The organism is Paenibacillus sp. IITD108 (genome assembly GCF_036541265.1).
In the GTDB taxonomy this organism is placed as follows: Bacteria; Bacillota; Bacilli; order Paenibacillales; family Paenibacillaceae; genus Pristimantibacillus.
This window is the reverse complement of record NZ_JAZHCT010000016.1, coordinates 58297-77625: the sequence shown is the minus strand read 5'-3', so window position 1 is coordinate 77625 and position 19329 is coordinate 58297. Positions and strand designations below refer to the sequence as shown.

The window sequence follows — 19329 nt, the reverse complement described above, 5'->3', positions numbered from 1 at the left end:
TGTTTAAACTTTGTTTGGCTCAATTGCTCATTCATTGTACAATATAAAGTAAGTGTAAATAGGTAAGTACGCCGTATCTTTCAAAAGACAAACGGCTTGATCGAAATATATAGCTTTACGATTTATCAATAAACAACGATGTGGGTGACGATATGAACAAATTATTGCAAGTGAATAACCTATCCGTTTCATTCTTCTCTCATGAGAATGAGGTTGAGGCTGTCCGCAATGTCAGCTTCGAGGTTCACAAGGGCGAAACTGTCGGCATCGTAGGAGAGTCAGGCAGCGGGAAGAGCGTTACCGCTCGCACCATTATGCGCTTGCTGCCTTCACCGCCATCCATGGTTAAAAACGGAGAGGTGCTTTTTAACGGCCAGAACCTGGCATTCAAATCAGATAAAGAGATGGAAAGCATTCGCGGCAAGGATATCGGCATGATCTTTCAAGATCCTATGTCCTCGCTCAATCCAACGATGCGCATAGGCAAACAAATCGAAGAAAGCCTGATCAAGCATCAAAAGCTAAGCAAGAAGGAAGCTCGTAAAGAAGCGATCGCGATGCTCAAAATGGTCGGCATTCCGAATAGCGAAGCACGCTATATGCAATATCCGCATGAATTTTCCGGCGGTATGCGCCAGCGCGTTATGATTGCGATCGCGCTCGCATGCCGTCCTTCGCTTCTTATTGCGGACGAGCCTACCACTGCGCTTGACGTAACGATTCAAGCCCAAATTTTGAATCAGATGAAGGAGCTGCAGCAGAAGCTTGGCACTGCTATTATTCTTATTACTCATGACCTTGGCGTAGTAGCCGGCATGTGCGACCGTGTCGTCGTCATGAAGGATGGCGAAATAGTCGAAACCGGGACGACGGAAGAAATATTCGCGAGTCCAAAGCATCCTTACACGTTGAAATTGCTCAATGCCTTGCCCCGCTTGGATGAGAAGAAAAAACCGAAGCAGGCTCCTAACATTGTTATTGAGAAGGACGATGTGCCGCTTCTGCAGGTTCGCTCCTTGAAGCAGCATTTCGATTTGGGCAAGGGTCAAATTATTAAAGCCGTTAACGATATAAGCTTTGATATAAAAGCAGGCGAAACGCTTGGCGTAGTCGGTGAATCAGGCAGCGGCAAATCTACAACGGGACGAGCTATTCTCAGACTGAACGAAGCAACAGGCGGTGAGGTGCTGTACAAAGGCATTCCGCTTCAGCAGCTTAACCGTTCAGAAATGAAGGTCATGCGCAGACATATGGGCATGATTTTTCAGGATCCGTATGCTTCCCTTAATCCAAGACAGCGGATTGTCGACATTATCGGAGAAGCGCTCGATGTTCATAAATTAGCAGGCAGCAAGCAGGAACGCCAGCGCAGAGTCGAGGAACTGCTCGAGATGGTAGGGCTAAATGCTTCCCATGCGCTCAGATACCCGCATGAATTTTCCGGCGGACAGCGCCAGCGGATCGGCATCGCTAGAACATTGGCGGTCGAGCCGGAATTCATCGTCTGCGACGAGCCTCTCTCCGCATTGGACGTATCGATCCAGGCGCAAATCGTGAAGCTGCTGGAGGACCTGCAGCAAAAGCTCGGCCTCACCTATCTGTTTATCGCTCATGACCTGTCGATGGTTAAGCATATAAGCGATCGAGTGGCAGTCATGTATAAAGGAAAAATTGTCGAGCTGGCTGAGAGCGAGGAGCTGTATGCCAACCCGATCCACCCTTATACCAAATCGCTGCTTGCAGCGATTCCAATTCCTGACCCTAAAGTTGAAGCGAAGAAAAAACTTGTGCCGCTGAAAGACAACTCGCATCCAGATCCTTACGGGCTGGAGCAGTCCAGCTTCGTTCAGGTTAACGAAGGACATTGGGTAGCAATGGCTGCTAACTGATATTGGATGCTGCCGGGTCTCTAGCGCGGTATCGGGTGCAGTATCTGGTGACATCCAGGCGCTATATCTAGTGATACCTGAGGCGCTGTATTCTGGTGGTACCTGAGGCGCTGTATTCTGGTGGTACCTAGGCGACGCTGTACTCTGGTGGTACTTAGGCGCTATATCAAGTGGTACCTAGACGCGTATCTGGTGGTACCTAGGCGCTGCATCTGGTGATACCTAGGCGCGTATCTGGTGGTACCTAGATTCTGTATCTGGTGATACCTGGGCGCGTATCTAGTGGTACCTAGGTGCTGTATCTGGTCGCTGATTGCTCAGATGCTCTGGACCTACTGCGTATTGGACACGCGCAGTGTTCAGACTCTCGCCAAGTTCTAACGAAGCTCAGAAGCGCTATTTCATCGAAATTAGCCCTTTTGAAATTGTAACGAATCCTGTTTACGCTATCTGTGAACAAACCATCGTTTCAGCCGTCTTAGAGCACCAATAAGATCGTATATCTACGTTAGATTTTAAAAAGATGCTTTTTAGGCCAAATAGCGCTTCCAGGATTCGTTAGAGTTTTTGCTAACCAGCAAAACTTCAAAGAGCCCCATTCTTTTGAATGGGGCTCTTCCTATCGCTAAGCCTCATGAGTGCTAACGTATCCTTTCTCACCTGACTTCATCTGACTTCACCTAACTCTACTTCACTTGGCTACATTTCATGCACTTTGATTTACGAATCCCAATCTTGCTCTCCGTTATCTTTTCTTTTGCTTACCAAATGTTGCTCACAATGAATGGACGTGGTCACTCATTCCGTTATTTGCCTAAAAACAGCCATTTTCTTTATTTCGCGGTCACTCATTCCGCTATACGTCTCCAAATGGAGCATTTTCTGCGATTTAAGGATCAATAACGGAACGTCTGTCACTTTGCCACCTGAAAACTGTGATTTTGGGCGTAATAACGGAACGACTGTCCATCTAGCGAAGTTGTCGGTTCCTTGGAGAAAGGGCAACAAACAATATGTGCACCACATGTGCTTATCCATACTTTCTTACGACTCTCAAAAAAACAAAAAGCCCCATTCTTTTGAATGGGGCTTTTCTTATCATTTAATATTAATAAACCAAAGAGAACAAACCGTTCACATGCGACAAGTAACGAACATTACTTGCTTCCTTCATTAGAGAAGCAGGAACGCCTTTCAAACGAAGCTGGCTTGCGCCAACTGTACCGATTGCATCCTTGCGTCCCAAGCTTGCCAATACGCCGGAATTTACAAATTCAAAGGACTTCATAGGAATACCTTTGTAGTTAGCATATAGGTTGTAGCCGATCGCCTCGCCCATTTGCCATGCGATTTGCGCACTTGGCGGATAAGGGCGTCCTTCTGGACCAAATACAACAGCATTATCGCCAGCAAGGAATACGTCTGCATGAGATGTCGATTGTAAAAATTCGTTCACTGTTGCACGGCCGCGATTCACTTCAATGCCGCAGTCTGCAACGACAGGGTTTCCAGTTACGCCGCCTGTCCATACGAATGTATTCGTATCGATCGAGCTTCCGTCCTTCAGCATAACCTTTGTGCCTTGTACTTCTGTTACCGCAACACCCATAATTAGGTTAACACCGCGGTTTTGAAGGCTTGCTTTTGCACGCTCCAATAGCTCAGCCGGGAAGCCAGCAAGAATTGTTGGACCTGCTTCGATATTGTAAAGCTTGATTTCACTGCGATTAATGCCTTTTGCTTCGCACCATTCCTGCAGCTTGTCAGCAATTTCTCCGGTCAATTCAATACCAGTCAAGCCGCCGCCGCCAACAACGATCGCAGCATCCTTCTCGTCCTTCGACTTCGCATAAGCATCCAAACGAGCTTGTATATGTGCATAAACACGCTTAGCTTCGTCAACTGATTTCAGGGTCATGCTGTTTTCTTCCAGACCAGGTATGCCGAAAAATGCTGTCTCGCCGCCAAGTGCTACGACAAGCTTATCATACCCAAGGTTTCCGCTTCTAGACAGCTGAACTTTCTTATTGTCTGGATCAATTTTGTCTACATTGTCAATAATTACGTTAATCGATTTATTTTTGAGCAGCTTATCAAGCGGCAGTGCAACGTTTTTCTCATCCAGGCCATTTACCGCCAAACGATGAAGCTCAGTTACGATTTGATGATAAGGAACACGATTCACAAGCGTAATTGACGCCTCTTCAGCTGAAAAATGTTTACGGGCAGTAAGTGCGCTTAGCAATCCGCCGTATCCGCCACCTAAAATTAAAATCTGTTCAGACATGCTAATCCTCCGTTCTAGTTTAAATGCTTATGAATTGGCGTTTTGCTTGCGCTCGGACAATACATCCAAAAACTTTTGCGCAAAACGGAATGCAGATTGTACTTGCGGATCCTTCATCATTTTCAACAGTCCAAAAAGACCGATCGTCGCCGCCGCATCCGCCTGTGCTCTGTCATTTGCTTCTATCGCTGCAGAAGCGATTCCTTTTGCCGTTTCTTGAACCGGCTTAACGAACTCGCCAACGCCATGAATCATGTCGTTTACCAAAACCTTGTCGTTAGCTACTGTAACAGCAACATCGTAGACTTTGGTCAGCATTGTAACCATTTCTGCCAGCTTCGGCAAATTTTCTACCAATACATTAAGCGAACTTTGAACTTCCGGCTTCAACAATTGCTCTAGCACATCCAGTTCACGTACAGATACTGATTCCGTACTGCTCTCAGGTTGTTTTGTTTCTGTTTCGACCATTCGAATTGCAGCCTCCCTAAATTTAGCGTACTGTATGCAGTCAAGCTTGTTAAAATCATATTTAACAGCTACTCAAGGTGAAACGGCTGTCCCCATCTTTTGGCGATCGCGCGTTTCATTCCGGAGAAATATAAGATCAGGTATAAGCAGGAAACTTATATTTTCTTATATTTTGAAATAGCTGAGATTGTGAATTTTTTCACAACTCGCAAACTGTAACAGCCCGTTTACTACTATATGTTTATAGTATGCCTTTTTCTCAAAATGTTCAATTCCTATTTTCAAGAATTTTATTATTTTCTGTCGAATCAATGATATTTATCATTTCGCCGAACGTTGGACAGAATCGTTTATCAATAAAAATATAGAAACAGACGTAAGTTGAACTCTTATGCGTTGCTTCTTTTCAAAAAAAGACCTCGCACCTATAGGCGCAAGGCAAGGGTTTTTAGATTACTGCTAACAAATTCTAACGTTCATGAGCGCTCTTTCTTGGCGCCAGATTAATTTCTTTTATAGTGGCCAAATCAATTTTAGGCTTGCGGTCTTCAGTGAGCAGCCCATTAACCTCCTGCTGAACATCCGAGACCTGGGTATAACAGTAGCCGACGACATAGTCCAGATCCTTAATTGCTTGTGTAATCGAGCGGAATCTTTCAATAAAGGCTTCGTCAGACGCAACCTGATTGCCGTATCCCCAGCCTGTTTCGCTCTTGAAGGCAATACCGCCAAATTCGCTAATCATAATTGGCTGCCCGCGATATTCATAACCCTGCGCCATTGCATATTTCCAATTGGAAAAGGCGATTTCATTATTGACGATCACTTGCTTATCCGCATAGCGGCGGCTTAACACTTCGCCCGACTCCTCATAATCGTGCAGTGTAATAATATCGGACACCGTATGCTCCCAGCCGTCATTAACAACGACTGGACGATAAGGATCGATCGACTTGGTCAAATGATAGATTGCTTCCGTAAATTTTTGCTGCTTCACATCGGCAAATATATTGGCCACACCCCATGACTCGTTGAACGGAACCCACGTCACGATACACGGATGGTTATAATGCTGCTGTACGATATCCAGCCATTCTCTAGTAAATCTATCAACCGCTTCATCATTGAATTCATAGGTAGCCGCTGCCTCAGACCATACTAACAATCCCAGTACATCGCACCAGTACAGGAAGCGCGCATCTTCTATTTTTTGATGCTTGCGCACGCCGTTATAGCCCATTGCCATAATGTTGCGAATATCATCGAGAATCGCTTCCTCCGAAGGCGGAGTCAAATGGCTGTCCTGCCAATAGCCTTGGTCGAGAATAAGCCGCTGATAATATGCGTGATTATTGAGCAGCACCTTGCCGTGCTGAATCGATATTTTGCGAAGTCCAAAATAGGAGTGCACACGGTCCAGCTCCTGATCGCCAGCTCTCAGGATGAATTCAACTTCATACAGCTTAGGATTTTCCGGGCTCCAGCGTTCGACTTTCCACTCGCGCTTCTCACTTAGCAAGCTCACACTCGCCGACAGGCTGCTGCGATCCGCAGCCATCGTTATTTCCTTGATGATCTCGTCGTCCATGGAAACAATCGTAGTCAGCTGTAAAGCTGCGTTGGACGAATCATGGCCAGCTAGCGCATATTCAAAATGAACAGCGTTATCGTCTAGTTGAGGCGTAATCTTAACCCGCGATACAAACTGCTTGCTCAAATATTCCAGCCACACGGACTGCCATATTCCTGTCGTTTGGACATACCAGCAGCCAAAGTTATCCTTTCTCCAGCGCTGCTTGCCGCGCGGCTGCGTGCAGCTGTCGCTGTCCTCTGCTTTTACAACAATGATGTTGTCATCTCCGGCATGCAAATAGGACGTAATATCGAAGGAGAAAGCGGAATAGCCTCCTTCATGCCTGCCTGCAAAAACACCGTTGATCCATACTTTAGCGATATAATCTACAGCTTGAAAATGAAGCTCCACCCGCTTTGCAAGCTGCTCCTCCGTTGCCGCCACCTTTTTTTGATACCAGACATAGGGATGAAACTTCTCTTCGCCTATACCGCTTGCTTTTGTTTCGTAAACAAACGGCACTTGTATCGTATGTGCAGGCGCAAAGCCAGCCTGCCAGCCTTCACTTTCCCCTTTATTATCATCATCAAATGCAAAATCCCAAGCGCCGTTCAAATCAAGCCAAGCCTTGCGCACATATTGTGGACGCGGATAGTCCTTGCGATAGTGATCCTTCAATGCCATTGCAGCTCACCTTACCTTAGGTTGTTGTTTTGGTTAGTCCATGCTTTGCCGTTTTTTTGGCGATGATCCAAATTCCAAATCCAGAGAACGCCAGCAACAATACGGTCATTATAAAACCTTCGAGAGGACTAAACAGCAAATCCCCATGTCTGCTCTTGAGTGAAAATATAAGCAAATTGCTCATAATCAAAAACCAGAGCACATTGCGCCCCATCGCTTCGATTGGCGCGCTAACCATCATATAACGACCCACATACCGAGCGATCAAATAGTAGAGATACAATAAAAATGCTGCACCTATAATCCACCAAATGGAAGGAGGGAAACGCTCCGGCAGCGCATCCTCCTGCAGCCATCTCCATACAAATAAACCAGTGGCGGCAGCTGCTGCTGTCAGCACACGCCAGTCCCAGCCTATCCGATACCTGGCAAACAGCATACCTGTCAAATAGTAAGGAAAATACTGCAGAACAGGAAAGGAAGCAAAATCTCTCGTACCAACAAGTGGTCCCAGTTGAGTAACATGGATTGAGCCGTATGGCATCCAGGTTGCGGCTAGCAAGGCAGCAGCAGTCAGCAGCGCTATCCGCCGCCGCTCAACCAGCCATTTCAGAGGCTTAAATAAGATCAGTCCTACTAGGGTTAAATAAGTAAAAGAAATCAAAAACTCCGACCAGCCCGGCATATCATCAAGCAGAATAATCGGCTTCAATGTCGACCAGCTTATCGCTCGCCCGTCAATATATATTCGATAAGCCAAGCCAGACATGTAAAAGGCTATAAGTGTCTTTAACGCGGCTACAGCCATGCGCGGGGCGGCACGCTGCAGCGGCTTGCTGTAATAAGCCAGCTGCGAGGCATAACCAAAACTAAACACGAAGCCCGAGAAAGTAATTAAATTCATTGCTTCAATCCAATAGGACGCACTCGCAAACAGCTGTGTATCGCTAAAAAATTGCAGGACATGACAGTACACCATACCAAGCACCAGCATACCTTTGAAAATATCAATTGCCTGATCACGCTGAGGTGCACTTTGAGACAATCCACCTGCCTTTCCCATTTGAGGCATATCTAGCTCTGATACGTTTACCTTCTCATCCGGTATCGCGTTTCTATCCGCTGCGATCGCCTGGTCCTCCAGCAAATAACCTATCCCCTCATCAGCAGCGGCATGCCGAAGCGCGCTCATCCTTTTATCCCCGACAGACTTATTCCTTTAATGATTTGACGTTCAAATATTAGGAACACGACGACAATCGGAAGCGAGGCAACTGTATTAATAACCATCGGCTTCACATAATCTTCTGTAAATTGATCCATCAAAGTCGGGATTCCCATTGGCAGTGTAAACAGGTTATCATCGGTCACCGACAGGAATGGCCACAAGAAATTGTTCCAGGAGCCAATAAACGTTAAGATTGCCATTGAGGCCAGCGCCGGTCTGGTAAGCGGCAGCATCATGCTCCAAAAAATACGCGTAGTGCCGCCGCCATCCATTTGCACGCTCTCCAGCAATTCATTCGGAACCCCGTCAAAAAAGCTTTTGAGCACAATAATAGCAATAGGCGATGCGAGTGCAGGAAGCACAAGACCGGAATAAGAATTAAGAATATCCATATCCTTCGCGACCTGATAGAGAGGAATAAGCGTCGCCTCGCCAGGAATTAACAGTCCGGACAGTACAAACAAAAACATAAAGGATTTGTAACGAAACGGTATTTTGGATAAAACAAAGCCTGCCATTGCTGCAATCAAAATCGTAAACAGTGTAACGAGCGCCGCTACAAACAAGCTGTTCCAGGACCATAACACAAGCTTCGTGCCCGTTATAACCTCATCATAAACTGCCAGCGAATATGGGGGGGTGAACCAGTCTATGACGGTTACGATTTTCATGCCTTCTTTTTTTATTGACACGACAAGCATCCAAATAAGCGGAATAACAAACAGAGCAGCGAAGCCAATAGACACGATACGATACAGCCATTTCACCGATCAGCTCGCCTCCTTCCGATTGTTAACCCAATATTGCACCGCCGACATCGCCAGCAAAATAAAGAACAGTACATAAGACATCGCTGCAGCATAGCCGAGATCATTATGCCTAAAGCCAGTTTGCCAAATATATTGGATAACTGGACGCGTCTGGTCGAGCGGCCCCCCGCCGGTCATAATGTAAATTTGCATAAACACTTTGAAGGAAGCGATAATTTGCAGCATAATGATCGTCCGTGTAATAGGCCCCAGCAGCGGCAGCGTAATGCGCCAGAATACTTGACTGTCGCCCGCCCCATCGAGGCGGGCAGCCTCATAAACATCATCAGAAATATTTTGCATTGCCGATAAATAAAGAATGAAGTTAAATCCTACTGTCCACCAAAGCGTTAACAGCGTTATGGCAATCCAGGAAAGATTCCGCTCCGTCAGCCAAAATATTTCTTTCCCTTCAGGCAAAATATGCAGAATATGCAGCAATGAGTTCAAAAATCCGGTGTACGGCTGGAAGATAAACAATCCCAAATAGGACGCAACCGCAACCGACAGGACGCTGGGCAAGAAAAACACACTGCGATACAAGCGCTTCAGCCGCGAATTGCGATTGGCGATCAGCGCCAGCACAATGGCAAGCACAACCATCGTAGGCGTAGTTAATACGACGAATAAAAAGGAATGCCATACCGATGCCCAAAAATCCTGGTCATGCCATAACTTTTCGTAATTGCCAAAGCCCAGATACTCCATTTTCTTAATAAGCGTCCATTTGAAGAAGCTCATTCCTACACCTTTGAGCATAGGCCAGATCGTAAAGAGAAAGTAAACGGCGAGGAAGGGGAGCAAGAACAGCAACGCCTGCAGATCCGCCTTCATTTTGCTCATCTTCATGTCGATACTCCTCTATTTTATTTGTCCAGCACCTTCTGTATTTCCGCCTGCATTTCCTTGACTGCCTGCTCTGCCGGCATTTTATTTGCCCAAATTTCATTCAAAAACTTGAACATCGCCATATCGCGAACCTGCCAGTTTTTTGTTGACGGCTTATTGAATTTCACCGTATCGGCTACAGCCGCGTAATCGCTGCGATATGGCAAATCTTTGTATTCCTGCTTATCAAGCACGGATGGCTTGGCTGGAATATGCCCCGCTTTTGCCCATACCTGCCCATTGTCTGCCATCCAGTTGGCGAAGGTCATCGCAGCCTCGCGCTTTGCCTGATCCTCCTTCTTTGTAACCGGAAGAATGATCGTATGAGAGTCGCCCCATGTCGCTGGCTGATTATAAATTTGCGGAATCGGCATCGCTCCGAATTCCAATCCTTCCGTCGCTTCCCACGTTCCCGTAGCCCACACGCCAGTCATCATGATCGCCGCTGTGCCGCTTTGGAAATTTTTGTAGAAGTCAGGATCATTAAGCTTAATCACCTTGTGGGTGTGGTACAAATCTTGAATATACTTGGCCGCTTGAACTGCTTTCGCTTCATCCAGCTCCGCTTTCGACAAATCATCAGAAATAACATCATTGCCGCCGAGCTGGGTATACAGCGCCCACCAAAAACGGAATGGATCATCATTGCTAGGCGATAATGCAAATGGGGTTACAGAGTTAGGGAGTTTTTCTTTCAATGTATTCAGGAAGGCTACAAAACTGTCTGCTCCTTGCTCAAGCACTGGTTTTCCGTCCGGACCGAGCAAGCCTGCATCACTAAGCAGCTTTTTGTTGTAGTACATGATGAAAGGATGTGTATCGATAGGGACTGCGTAATGCTTGCTATCAACGATTGTTGCATTTAGCAGGTTCTGATTGTAAGAGGACCAATCAACTCCAGCAGCCGAGGCTACTGCGTCCAGCTCGCTGACGATGCCTTGATCAATTAAATCGGGGAGTCGTGAAGTGTGGGAAATGCCGATGTCAGGCCCATTGCCGTTACCTACTGCCGTAATGAGCTTCGTATAATACTCTCCCCATTCCAGCTTCGTATTTTTGATCTGAATATCGGGATGCTCTTTATTAAACGCGTCGATCATCGCTTGCATATTGTCGCCGTCCCCTCCTGAGAACAACGTCCAGAAAGATAACGTAACCTTTTTCCCGCCTGACGAGCCTCCACCAGAGCCAGAGTTACTTCCACTGCAGGCACTGAGCACTAAAACAATTGACAAAAGCAGTAAAATTGACGTCCCTAACGATTTTTTCATTCCTTCATCCCCTTTACATTGAAAATTTTGTCGAGATATGAAACAAAATATTTGTTTTAATACAAATATTTAGCATCTTCGGTTCGATTATAGAATCACAAACGGTAATTGTCAACGATTTCATATCGTTTTATTGTAATAAATTAATTAAAAAAGCATTAGTTACAATATAATTGCAACTAATGCTCGTCTCACTTCATTTTTTTACTGCTCTGCAGCTGTATAATGCACCTTCATGACAATATCTTGCTCATGGTCACCAAAGGATCGGCCAAACAAATTGATTCCGCCTTTATGAAGCGCGTCAGCTTTTACGCCAATACGCAATCTAACGCTCGGACCCTGTTCCAGCTTCAAATCCGCAAGCGTTACATCCGACACCTTTTTCATATCAAGCGTCGTCCGTTCAGCATCGACTCTCCAAGTTTTCAAAAGACCATATTGCGTCGTAGTCTGCTGCACCCACCAGTTAGAATTAAGCCTGCCTTTACGATCGCCGAAATCGCCAGGGCTAGTCCACATGCCGATTTCCACGCCATTAACCCATACAGAAATATCTGAAGGCCAATCATGATCAAAATTAGGAGCCTCCGAGCAAATTTCCATCGAAAACTCTATAGAGTCAATCTGCGAGCCTTGTGGAATTTCTAGCGGCAGCAAATATTCGACATAACCTTTGCGAAACCAAATTATACCCGCGCCGATGTGATTGGGATGATAAAAGCTGGCCGGCTCATCCTCTTGTATAATCATCGCCTCTGCGTTTGCGATCCCGCAGGTCGGATACACTTCGCAGTCGCTGTACTGGCCGATCGGCATATCAATTACATATACCTGCTTATCATCCTGCGAGTCACGAATCGTCGTATTAAGAATCATATGAACATCATCATAGCTGCGCGTGCATACCTTCATCGCTCCGCGCACTGCCGGGAGCAGCTCCGTATAAATAAGCTCCGCCGCTTCGAGTATTTTCACATTGTTAGCCACTGTAGAAACTGGCAAAGACAGCGCTTCAGCAATTTCAATCACATTCATGCTCCTGGCACTGAGCAGCCGGAGTATATCCACCCGCGCCCTCGTCGACAAGGCATGGGCAACCTTTACAAGCTTTTCCGGCTCGTTCATTCCTACTTGTAACATTGCCTTCACCTACCATCCTAGTAATTTTTGTGGCAACAGCCGACTAATTTCAGATATAGCATTCTGCTGTTCTTCTAGTAATTATAGATTACTTTTTTGTAATAAATCAATATTTATGTAACAAATATTACAAGGGAAAGGAAATATAATTTCGAAAAGAAGCTATTCGAATAGAACGAAACATTTATCTGACCGCATAACAAAGAGACTGCCTAACGGACCGAAAGCCAGCCATAGGACAGTATCTATACTACGTCTCTATTATTTAACTTTTCCACAATTTGAATTCTGCCTATTCATAAGCAGTGCGATATTCCGTAGGCGTCATGCCCATCGTTTTCTTGAATACTTGGGTGAAATATTTTGCATCCCGATAGCCGACCAGCGGGGCAATCTGGTACACTTTTACATCTGAATATTTTAAAATAGAACAAGCTCTCTCTACTCGCAGCCTCGTCAAATATTCCAAAAAAGTGTCCCCGGTCTCCTGCTTGAACAGCACGCAGAAATGGCTGCAGCTTAGACCGACATATTCAGATACTTCGTCAATCCCCAAATCGTGATGGTACCTGCCGTCGATATATTCTTTGGCTTTGGCAATAAGCTGCCTGCTGTTAAATTCAGACTCTTCCTCACGCATTTGCTTCATCCACCCGGCAAGCTCATCGCGAAGCAGCGTCACCATATCCTGCAGCGTGCCGCACAGCAGCAGCTTTTGCAGCAAGGTGCGATCGTCATGCTTCATTTTGAGGCTGAAGCTAGTCAAGCTTCGCTTCGTTATAATCGCCAGCTCGATTAAAGCTGCGGCTGCTGTCTGTTTGGATATCGCGGCCTTGATCAAGTTTTGCTCAAGCTCCTCTATCGTTTTCCCAAATAAATAATCGTCGAGAGTTCGCATGGACTGCAGAAGCGACTTTTCGAAGTTTTCCATGCCCGGTCCTGGTCCTGACTCAGTCCCCCGGTCGCCGTTGCTGCTTCTGTACACTTTGCCCTTTCCTTGAATAAATCTTTTCGTTAAGGTTCTCTGCACATCTTGGTAAGCATACTTCAGACTGGCTACTCCTTCATACGCCGAACTGATAGCGACCGAACACGACAATCTTGTAAATTTCTTAACGAGGTGAATGACCGTCTGACCCGTTTCTTCCAGCTCAAGCTGTTCTTTATTTTGAAAAATCATAATCCATTCTCCGTAATGAAGCGTGAACAAGGTCAAATAATGCTGTTCATTGCCGAATTCCTGCAAAATATTTTGGACGGCGAACAGCCAAAGCCTGCGATCCTCGCTTCCCCATTCATCAGACAAACGCTCGAAATCGTCAAGGGCGATACTAATAAGATGATACGGGTGTTCAATCTCCCATTCCTTCATCCAGTACAGCCGCTCAGCGGCAGGCTTGACTCCCTTAATAATTCCTGCCATCATTTCCTCATGGAGCAAGGATGAGAGCGCCTGCGCTGAGTTGCGCAAATATTCTCTCTCGGATTGCTGAACGCGGTCAGCATCGAGCTTGCGCTTCGCCTCGCCCACCACTCGAAGCAGCTCCTCATGGTCAATTGGCTTAAGCAAGTAATCGAAGGCGCCTAAGCGAATAGCTTCTTGAGCAATTTTAAACTCTCCATAGCCGCTGAGAATAACGAACACAAGCATAGAGTCGGCCGCCATCGTTTTTCTCATTAATTCAATTCCGTCCATTAAAGGCATCCTGATGTCACTTAACACAATATGCGGCAGATGTTCTTCAATAAGCTCAAGGGCCTCTTCTCCATTGCGGGCTTCACCGACCACTTCCATGCCGAGCTGCTCCCAGGGAATAACCACCTTAAGACTGCGCAATATAATAGGTTCGTCATCTACAAGCAATACGCGATAGTTGTCCCCCAATATCCTTAGCCCCCTTTGCGAATTAATTCGCGGTATTGAATAATCGATTCCTGCATCTTGTTCAATACTTCACCCGTATCCATCTCCTGCTCGATCAAGCTTTGCGTCACATCGAAAAATGTCGATGAAACGGATGGCGGAAGCAAGTTGTCATAGGCAATAAACGGGTGCGGCGTACTGCGAATCAGCTCAGCCAGCTCGGCGAATATAGGTCCAGTACGTTCATAATCGACCTGAAAGTTTGCCGAGTAAGGGAATCGCATCGCTTCGTATACCATACGCTCCTGCACTTCGGGGGCAAATATATCCTCCAATAAATCATAAGCCGCCTGCAGCCGTTCTCCCTGCAGTTTCGATGAAAGAGCGAGCCCGATCGTATAGCCGCCTGTCAATCCGTTCGCCAGTTCCCACGCGGGATCAACTGAAGGGAAATTAATAACTCCGACTTCATTTTTGAACGATTCCGCTGCCGAATCCCCCTGCAGCACATTAATGACCCAGCTGCCGTTCAAATACATGCCCGCCTTGCCGGACATAAACAGCTCCTCTGCCGCTTCTTTGCTCATATCATTGCTTCTCTTCGGAAAGGGATCCATCTCGATCAGCTCCGCAAATGCTTCTGTAGCCGCTTTATAGAAGGGGTTGTTAAAGCTCTCTTGCCCGGTTACAATCTGGTTAATCAATTCCGGACCTGCATTGCGATGCAGAATGTAGTGGTAATATATTGCACCCGGCCATCTCTCGTTGTTTCCGAGCGCGAAAGGGATATACCCATTTTCCTTTAAAGCTTTTATTGCGTTGAGCAGCTCATCCCAGCTTTCCGGAGGTGCGATGCCCAGCTTCGCAAATATCGTCTTGTTATAAAATATCGGCTCTGCGAATCCTTCGGTCGGCAGTCCATATATACCGTCTCCAAAGCTCCAAGGGCTAAGATCAATAAACTGCTTATCCATTCCTCGCTCCGCCAAAAATGGCTTTAAGTCAATTAAGCGCTCCGCTCGCACGTAAGGCTCTATCTCACCACCCCCGAATAACGCCAAAATGTCCGGAGGGTTGCCAGTGACCATCTCGCTGCGCAGCTTTTGTTCCCGATAGAACGTCTGATCCATACCTTCGAATTCGATTTTTACATTAGGATGATCAGCTTCATACGACCGCACAACGTCCTCAATGATACGGGCAACGGGCAAGTCATGCTCCTTCGTCCAGAAATGACGAAGCTTAATTGTCATTTTTCGCTCAGAAAGCTCCGCTTGCGTGCTGCAGCCAGCGCCTAAAAGCATAAAAACGCATAGGAGAAAAACCATTCCAATTAGCTGATTATGCTTCATAATTCTCCTGCCTCCTTTATGCGTGCCTGCCCGGCGCCTTGTCTTTCTGTAGCAGCAGCGCTTTGCCTATCCGAAGGCAGCATATGCCGCAATTCTGCAAACATGCCTTCGAGCGGAATTCTGACACGAACGACCGCCCCTTCTCCTGCCGCCGAACAAATTATTAAGCCATATGGATCGCCATAATGAATCCGTATGCGCTCATGGACATTGCGCAGCCCCACACCCGATTGCTTATGCTTGACGGCCTCCTCAAGGGATTCGACAAAAAGCTGATGCAATCGCTCCTCTGTCATGCCTGGGCCATTGTCGGCTACATCAATGAATAAATCATTATGAAGCTTGGATGCATGCGCAGCAATACGAATAAATCCTTTTCCTCTCATTCTCTCTATGCCGTGGTATAGGGCGTTCTCCACGAGCGGCTGAATGATAAGGCTCATGCATGATGCATGCTTCAGCTCTCCAGGCACGACAATTTCATATTTGAATTTATCCTCGAAGCGGATTTTTTGGATGCGCAAGTAATGCTCGACATGCTCCATTTCCTTGGCTAAAGTAATCGTTTCCTGATGCTCGCTAATGCTTATGCGCAGCAGCTTGCCAAGCGAAATAACCATTCGGCTGATTTCTTTATTACCCTGCAGCACAGCCATAGAATTAATAGATTCGAGCGAGTTATATATGAAATGAGGATTAATTTGCGCCACCAAAGCTTGAAGCTCAGCCTGCTTCTTCCGTCTTTGCCCTTCCTCAACCCGGCCGATCAGTTCTCTGATCTGCTTGCTCATCCGATTAAAGCCTTGAAGCAGCAAACCCGATTCGTCCATCGTCATTCGGCGGAAGCGAGGAACCTCAATAAATCGACCGTTTTCAACCTGCTTCATACCCGAAACAACCCGGCTCATGCTCTGAACGACCGGCGAAACAAACAGCAGATCGAAGACCAAAACGGAAATCAAGGACAGAATAAGCAGTCCTAGTGCAATATTTCTAATATTAACGGACTCCGCATGGAGCTCCTGTTTAGGCGTAACCGCTGCCAAGTGCCAGCCCGCAATTTGCGAGGAAACATAGGTAATGAACATTTTGTTCCCGTCAATCGTGTCAGTATACGAGCTGTGGAGCAGCGTATCAAACGGCTGGAGAAAAGGAAAGTCGATCGATCGGCCAAGCATATCTCCAGACTTACTGTACATTATCTCGCCGCTTGCGTTAACGAGAAGAATATCTCCCCTGCTGTCGGCCGCCGCTTCCCAAAACAAATTTTCAAGAATATCGGTTTTTACAGTAAGCATAATCACCCCGATATCCTCAAGCGTATAATAGTCCTTTACAACCCGAACCTGGGTTAAAAGCTTGCCGCCTTCCATCATTCCAAAATTATCACTCGGCCCAATCCAATAAGGCTGGCCTCGTCTTGCAGCCATTTCGCCAAACCAAGGCTGCTCCTTAAGCTCAGCCATGCTGACGTTAGCCGTATCATTCGAATAATAAAGCAAGTGAGTATTCGAATATAAATTCAAGGAATGGATTTTGGGATGAGCCATCAACAAATTGGTAAGATCCGAGGCCAGCTGCCGATCCTCCCCTAGACTGCCGGACAAAGGCTGGACCGCCTTCCCCCTTGATTGCTTCAAATATTGCTGTACGAGCGGCTGAACAATGAATAAGTCCGAAATCCCTTCGATTTCTCCCATGACATACTGCAGCTTGCGATCCGTCTCCAGCAAGGAGTTGGAGTAAAACTCAGTTGCTTTCCGTTCCATTACCGAAGAAAAGTATAGATACGAGAACAACCCCATAATCGTAACGGGTATACAGATTAGAACAATAATTGCCAGCATGATCTTTCTGCGCAGCGTCATACCGTGAACTCACCGCCCGGATTTAGCATCACAGAGACTGTCAAACTATCAGTCTCCTTACATATTGTTACATTTCTATGCAGCCATCGCTAATCCTTCACTTTGTGAGACAAATTTGTCAGCTTTTTACTGCACCTGTCGAAATCCCTGCTATAAACCATCTGCTGAACAAGATGAATACGATGAGAAGAGGTAAAGTAGAGAAAAAGATCGCTGACATAATTGTTCCATAATCAATCCCGTCATTGATCGTGTATAGCTGCTGCATAGCGATTTGTATCGTAAAATTCATCTTATTTTTCAGTACAACTAGCGGCCAGAAAAAATCATTCCACACGTTTAAAAAATTAAAGATGCCTAGCGTGGCAAGGCCAGGGGTAATAATGGGAAGCACAATATTCCAAAAAATCCGAAAATGACTGCAGCCGTCGACTCTTCCCGCTTCCATAAGCTCATTGTGAACGGCAGAGCTAATATATTGGCGCATCCAAAAGATGCCGAATGCCGTAACCATTCCTGGAACGATAATCGCTTTATGCGAATCAATCCAGGAGAGCTTGCTCATCACCACATAATTGGGAAGGATATTAAGCTGAGTCGGAATTAGCAGAGTACCGAGCACGATAGCGAACAGCCATTTTTTGCCTGGAAAATTATACTTTGCGAAAGCGAGACCTGCCAGCGAGCAGAGCAAAAGCACGCAAATGGTGCTCGCTCCCGAGACGAAAAAGGAGTTCCATAAAGCACGGAAAAACGTTATTTTAGCCAGCACATTGTTAAAATTATTGCTTATTTGATCACCGAGCGTAACGACAGGCGGAATATGATAGACGGCATCCCGTGTTCGACTCGCAATGACAAGAATCCAATAAAACGGGAACACGGACACTAGCGCCCCGAGCCCAATTAATACATACAAAATAAGCCGTGCCAGCCAGCCTTCTGCCCCTGCCCCTGCAGCTTTTCCATTCAGCTTCCCTGCCAAATTGCCTTGCGCTCCATTCATCATGCGTCCCCTCCTGATTTCTTCGTAATCCACATATTGAATAGAGAAAATAGGATCGTAAATATGAACAAAATGACAGAGGTTGCGGCAGCCGTACCAAAGAACCCGTTGCGGAATGCTTCTCCGTACATATAGATAACCATAGTGATGCCTTCCTCTCTCGTCGAACCGGTGCCGCCCGGACTAAGAAAGACAAACGGCTCCGTGAACAGCTGCAGACTTCCTATCGTCGAGATCAGTACAGTGAACACGATAAATGGCTTCAGTAAAGGAAGTGTAATGTACAATAAAGCTTTGCTTGCGCTTGCTCCGTCAATTTTGGCAGCCTCGTACAATTCCGGAGGAATGCTTTGCAAGCCTGACAAATAAATAATTGCGTTGTATCCAAGCCATCTCCACATCACCATCATTGCCACGGCCACTTTGACTCCCCAGTAATCGGCTGTCCAAGCAACGGAATCAAGACCGATCCAATCCAGAAACTGGTTAGCCATGCCCCTTGCCGAGAATAAGGCGCCGAAAACGATCGTAACCGCGACGACTGATGTAATGTTAGGCAAGAAAAAAATGGCCCGCAGTGTTTTTTTAAACCGCTTGATGCCGTTATGAAGAATGACAGCCAAAAGCAGTGCAATGATTAATTGGGGCACAGTACCAAGCACTCCCATAATCAAGGTGTTGTAAAAGGAAGACCAAAAGAGCGGATCGCCGAGAACTAGCTCATAATTAGTAAAGCCGTTGAACTTCATCGCACTTAGACCATTCCACTTGAAGAAGGATAAGTAGATCGTAAAAAAAATAGGATACACACCAAACACGGCAAATAAAATAAAAAACGGCGAGATATACATATAGGCTGCCAGCGAGCTTCTCCGTTTTTCCGTTAACCAAGGCGGTTTGGCAGCTAACCGGGCCGATGAAACCGCAGGAGCTGATCGGCTCATAAAGATTACCCCCATTCTCTCGTTCATAGAAAGCAAGCGTCCGAGCAGTGAA

14 protein-coding genes are annotated in these 19329 nt (G+C 46.3%); 1 reads left to right on the top strand and 13 read right to left on the bottom strand.

From position 1 onward, the window contains the following. Positions 1-152: 152 nt before the first annotated feature. Positions 153-1889 (top strand): ABC transporter ATP-binding protein, encoded by a 1737-nt coding sequence (locus V1L65_RS15405; protein WP_331700077.1) that lies wholly within the window; start codon positions 153-155, stop codon positions 1887-1889. A gap of 1108 nt (positions 1890-2997) precedes the next feature. Here V1L65_RS15405 and V1L65_RS15400 read toward each other — a convergent pair. From V1L65_RS15400 to V1L65_RS15340, 13 genes are all read right to left on the bottom strand, one after another. Beyond that, positions 2998-4176 carry an NAD(P)/FAD-dependent oxidoreductase gene (locus V1L65_RS15400; protein ID WP_331700076.1) on the bottom strand — a complete coding sequence of 393 codons (1179 nt, stop codon included), beginning with the start codon at positions 4174-4176 and terminating at the stop codon, positions 2998-3000. A gap of 27 nt (positions 4177-4203) precedes the next feature. Continuing rightward, positions 4204-4647, bottom strand: coding sequence for a DUF1641 domain-containing protein (locus V1L65_RS15395; RefSeq protein WP_331700075.1), 444 nt, complete (start codon positions 4645-4647; stop codon positions 4204-4206). Between the two features lie 469 nt (positions 4648-5116). Then, positions 5117-6904 (bottom strand): glycoside hydrolase family 2 protein, encoded by a 1788-nt coding sequence (locus V1L65_RS15390; RefSeq protein ID WP_331700074.1) that lies wholly within the window; start codon positions 6902-6904, stop codon positions 5117-5119. 16 nt (positions 6905-6920) lie between these two features. Continuing rightward, entirely contained in the window at positions 6921-8096 is a 1176-nt protein-coding gene (locus tag V1L65_RS15385) for a hypothetical protein (protein WP_331700073.1), read from the bottom strand. Next, positions 8093-8899 (bottom strand): carbohydrate ABC transporter permease, encoded by an 807-nt coding sequence (locus V1L65_RS15380; RefSeq protein WP_331700072.1) that lies wholly within the window; start codon positions 8897-8899, stop codon positions 8093-8095. Before V1L65_RS15380 ends, V1L65_RS15385 begins: the two co-directional genes overlap by 4 nt. A 3-nt stretch (positions 8900-8902) precedes the next feature. After that, positions 8903-9790: a carbohydrate ABC transporter permease gene (locus tag V1L65_RS15375; protein ID WP_331700071.1), complete on the bottom strand. Its 888-nt coding sequence runs from the start codon at positions 9788-9790 to the stop codon at positions 8903-8905. A gap of 17 nt (positions 9791-9807) precedes the next feature. After that, complete coding sequence (locus tag V1L65_RS15370) at positions 9808-11100, bottom strand: ABC transporter substrate-binding protein (RefSeq protein WP_331700070.1); 1293 nt, start codon at positions 11098-11100, stop codon at positions 9808-9810. Between the two features lie 204 nt (positions 11101-11304). Further along, on the bottom strand, positions 11305-12243 hold the full coding sequence (locus V1L65_RS15365) for an ArsR/SmtB family transcription factor (protein ID WP_331700069.1): 939 nt from the start codon (positions 12241-12243) through the stop codon (positions 11305-11307). A 292-nt stretch (positions 12244-12535) separates the two neighbouring features. Next, a complete protein-coding gene (locus V1L65_RS15360; RefSeq protein WP_331700068.1) occupies positions 12536-14128 on the bottom strand; it encodes a response regulator transcription factor in 1593 nt (530 codons plus the stop codon). Between the two features lie 5 nt (positions 14129-14133). Then, the gene (locus tag V1L65_RS15355) at positions 14134-15459 is read right to left on the bottom strand and encodes an ABC transporter substrate-binding protein (RefSeq protein ID WP_331700067.1); all 1326 of its coding nucleotides are present in this window, start codon (positions 15457-15459) and stop codon (positions 14134-14136) included. Further along, positions 15456-17327: a sensor histidine kinase gene (locus V1L65_RS15350; protein ID WP_331700066.1), complete on the bottom strand. Its 1872-nt coding sequence runs from the start codon at positions 17325-17327 to the stop codon at positions 15456-15458. The genes V1L65_RS15355 and V1L65_RS15350 overlap by 4 nt, the downstream gene beginning before the upstream one ends. A 118-nt stretch (positions 17328-17445) precedes the next feature. Beyond that, positions 17446-18336 (bottom strand): carbohydrate ABC transporter permease, encoded by an 891-nt coding sequence (locus V1L65_RS15345; protein ID WP_331700065.1) that lies wholly within the window; start codon positions 18334-18336, stop codon positions 17446-17448. Then, on the bottom strand, positions 18333-19277 hold the full coding sequence (locus V1L65_RS15340) for a carbohydrate ABC transporter permease (protein ID WP_331700139.1): 945 nt from the start codon (positions 19275-19277) through the stop codon (positions 18333-18335). Before V1L65_RS15340 ends, V1L65_RS15345 begins: the two co-directional genes overlap by 4 nt. Positions 19278-19329: the final 52 nt, after the last annotated feature.

Bases quoted from the DNA above. Each gene is read 5' to 3' on its own strand.
- V1L65_RS15395 (WP_331700075.1), bottom strand. From the start codon at position 4,647: ATGGTCGAAACAGAAACAAAACAACCTGAGAGCAGTACGGAATCAGTA.
- V1L65_RS15400 (WP_331700076.1), bottom strand. From the start codon at position 4,176: ATGTCTGAACAGATTTTAATTTTAGGTGGCGGATACGGCGGATTGCTA.
- V1L65_RS15390 (WP_331700074.1), bottom strand. From the start codon at position 6,904: ATGGCATTGAAGGATCACTATCGCAAGGACTATCCGCGTCCACAATAT.
- V1L65_RS15340 (WP_331700139.1), bottom strand. From the start codon at position 19,277: ATGAGCCGATCAGCTCCTGCGGTTTCATCGGCCCGGTTAGCTGCCAAA.
- V1L65_RS15385 (WP_331700073.1), bottom strand. From the start codon at position 8,096: ATGAGCGCGCTTCGGCATGCCGCTGCTGATGAGGGGATAGGTTATTTG.
- V1L65_RS15350 (WP_331700066.1), bottom strand. From the start codon at position 17,327: ATGACGCTGCGCAGAAAGATCATGCTGGCAATTATTGTTCTAATCTGT.
- V1L65_RS15405 (WP_331700077.1), top strand. From the start codon at position 153: ATGAACAAATTATTGCAAGTGAATAACCTATCCGTTTCATTCTTCTCT.
- V1L65_RS15355 (WP_331700067.1), bottom strand. From the start codon at position 15,459: ATGAAGCATAATCAGCTAATTGGAATGGTTTTTCTCCTATGCGTTTTT.
- V1L65_RS15375 (WP_331700071.1), bottom strand. From the start codon at position 9,790: ATGAAGATGAGCAAAATGAAGGCGGATCTGCAGGCGTTGCTGTTCTTG.
- V1L65_RS15345 (WP_331700065.1), bottom strand. From the start codon at position 18,336: ATGATGAATGGAGCGCAAGGCAATTTGGCAGGGAAGCTGAATGGAAAA.
- V1L65_RS15370 (WP_331700070.1), bottom strand. From the start codon at position 11,100: ATGAAAAAATCGTTAGGGACGTCAATTTTACTGCTTTTGTCAATTGTT.
- V1L65_RS15365 (WP_331700069.1), bottom strand. From the start codon at position 12,243: ATGTTACAAGTAGGAATGAACGAGCCGGAAAAGCTTGTAAAGGTTGCC.